This window comes from uncultured Aquincola sp. (assembly GCF_964001545.1).
Lineage (GTDB): Bacteria > Pseudomonadota > Gammaproteobacteria > Burkholderiales > Burkholderiaceae_C > Aquincola.
This window is the reverse complement of the sequence record NZ_CAXFDV010000810.1, coordinates 1-1,544: the sequence shown is the minus strand read 5'-3', so window position 1 is coordinate 1,544 and position 1,544 is coordinate 1. Positions and strand designations below refer to the sequence as shown.

The 1,544-nt window shown below is 69.0% G+C and carries 1 protein-coding gene; it reads right to left on the bottom strand.

Translation table 11 applies throughout. The features are described from left to right. The coding region (hrpA, locus tag ABNT58_RS28135; RefSeq protein ID WP_348756677.1) for an ATP-dependent RNA helicase HrpA at positions 1-1,544 on the bottom strand (1,544 nt) is incomplete at both ends.

Here is a 1,544-nt window from a genome sequence, read left to right as displayed (position 1 = left end):
GCGTGGCGGTACCAGCGCTCCAGCGCCGGGCCGCTGTGCACGTCGGCCGGCAGCTGCTGGTCGTAGAAGGCGAAGATCAGGTCGTCGTCCACCAGCACGTCCTGGCGGCGGGCCTTGTGTTCCAGCTCTTCCACCTGGCGGATGAGCTTGCGGTTGTGCGCCAGAAACGGCAGCCGCGTCTCCCACTCGTCCTGCACCAGGCCTTCGCGGATGAAGATCTCGCGCGCGCCGGCCGGGTCTACCGCGGCGTAGTTCACCCGCCGGTTGTTGTAGACCACGATGCCGTACAGCGTGGCCCGCTCCAGCGCCACCACTTCGCCGGCCTTTTTCTCCCAGTGCGGCTCCAGCAGCTGCTTCTTCAGCAGGTGGCCGGCAATGCGCTCGATCCAGGGGGGCTCGATCGCGGCCAGGCCGCGGCCGAAGAGGCGCGTGGTTTCCACCAGCTCGGCGGCCACCAGCCAGCGGCCGGGCTTTTTGCTCAGGTGGGCGCCGGGATGCTTCCAGAACTTGATGCCGCGCGCACCCAGGTACCAGTCGTCGTCTTCGCTCTTGAGGCCGATGTTGCCCAACAGGCCGGCCAGCATGGCCATGTGCACCTGCTCATAGGTGGCGGGCTGGGTGTTCACGCGCCAGTTGTGCTCGCGCACCACCGTGAGCAGCTGCGAATGGATGTCGCGCCACTCGCGCACCCGTCGCGGCGAAACGAAGCTGTCGCGCAACCGCTGCTCCTGCTGGCGGTTGCTGAGCTTGGGCGTGTCCACCGGCGCCTCGCTGCCGGCATGGCCGTGCACGCCGCGGCCTTCTTCGATCCACTTCCACAGCTTGAGGTAGCCCATGAACTCCGACTTCTCGTCGTCGAACTTCTTGTGCTTCTCGTCGGCCGCCTGCGCGGCTTCCAGCGGCCGGTCGCGCACGTCCTGGCCGCTGAGCGCGCTGGCGATCACCAGCACCTCGGCCAGCGACTGGCGTTCACGCGCTTCCAGGATCATGCGGCCCACGCGCGGGTCCAGCGGCAGGCGCGACAGCTCCTGGCCGATGGGCGTGAGCGCGTTGTTGTCGTCCACCGCGCCCAGCTCGCCCAGCAGCGCATAGCCGTCGGCAATCGCCTTGCGGGGCGGCGCTTCCAGGAACGGAAAGTCCTCCACGTCGCCCAGCTTCAGCGCCTTCATCCGCAGGATCACCCCGGCCAGCGACGAACGCAAGATCTCGGGGTCGGTGAAACGCGGGCGGGCGTTGAAGTCCGGCTCGTCGTACAGGCGGATGCACACGCCATCGGCCACGCGGCCGCAGCGGCCCGCGCGCTGGTTGGCGGCGGCCTGGCTCACCGGCTCGATCTGCAGCTGCTCGACCTTGTTGCGGTAGCTGTAGCGCTTGACGCGCGCCAGGCCGGCGTCGATGACGAAGCGGATGCCCGGCACCGTCAGCGAGGTTTCGGCCACGTTGGTGGCCAGCACGATGCGCGGCGCGCCGCCGGTGGAAAACACCCGGTCCTGCTCCTGCTGCGACAGCCGCGCGAACAGCGGCAGGATGTCGGCATGCCGGTG